The organism is Halomonas sp. 25-S5, assembly GCF_029889845.1.
Taxonomy (GTDB): Bacteria; Pseudomonadota; Gammaproteobacteria; order Pseudomonadales; family Halomonadaceae; genus Halomonas.
On record NZ_JARANV010000068.1, the window covers coordinates 1 to 975 of the forward strand.

At 60.2% G+C, this 975-nt stretch carries 1 protein-coding gene and 1 pseudogene; both read left to right on the top strand.

Annotated elements, in window-relative coordinates; translation table 11 throughout:
* Positions 1-761: FAD-dependent monooxygenase (locus tag OP498_RS18365; RefSeq protein WP_280554797.1), on the top strand; the 761-nt coding region annotated here is incomplete at its 5' end.
* Positions 739-975 (top strand): annotated as a pseudogene (locus OP498_RS18370) (MarR family transcriptional regulator); the annotation flags it as partial. The gene OP498_RS18365 and the pseudogene OP498_RS18370, both read left to right, overlap by 23 nt.

The window sequence follows — 975 nt, forward strand, 5'->3', positions numbered from 1 at the left end:
CCGACGGCATCCACTCACAGGTGCGCACGCAGCTGTTCGGTCCCATCAGTGAGGAGGCCATGGGCTACGCTGCTTTCCGCAGCGTCGTTCCCATGGAAGAGGTACCTGCCGAATTAGCGCCAAATTCGGTGCTTTGCTGGTGCGGGCCAGGTTACCACCTAGTGCACTATCCACTGCGTGGTGGAACACTCTTCAACATGGTCGCAGTCGTGAGCTACAGTCGGGCTGACGAGGAAGCTGGCCGCCTGCCCGAGCGCCTGCAGGAAGCGTTTGCCGGCGCCTGCGCACCGATGCAAACGCTGGTCAAGCACATCGACCTCTCCCGGCACTGGCCCATCAAGGATATCACCCCCCTCTCAAGCTGGGCCCGGGGGCGGGTGTGTCTCATCGGGGATGCTGCGCATGCAAAGGTTCAGGCGATGGCGCAGGGCGCCTGCCAAGCTATTGAGGACGGGGTGAAGCTTGCGGAATGCGTTGAGCGCTATGACGGCGATTACATCCAAGCATTCGATGCGCTCGTCAAAGAGCGGCTTCTGCGTACTACACGTGTCCACCACATGTCCCGCTATATGTGGGAGGTGATCCATGTTCGCAGTCCCTTGACCGAGCTCAGAAGGGACATGTTGGGCCAGCTCAGTGAAGCCGAGTGGGTCGAGAGTCTGAGTTGGCTCTACGAAAAGCCCGACGGTGCATCCGGCGGCAAGCCTTATGCGCCGGTGATGGAGGGAGGGCTAGGCGGTGCAACTGCTGGAGTTGTATAAGCAACCGGGCCACCTCATTCGCCGAGCTCATCAGCTCGCGACTGGTGCCTTCATCACTGAGGTCACGGAGTACGATCTGACGCCCGTGCAGTTTTCCTCGCTGGTGGCTATCCGGAGGAACCCTGGAACGCATGCAACCCGCGTTGCTGAATTTATTTCCTTTGACCGCACGACTATTGGCCTCGTCCTCGGCAGGCTGGAAGCAAAGGGACTA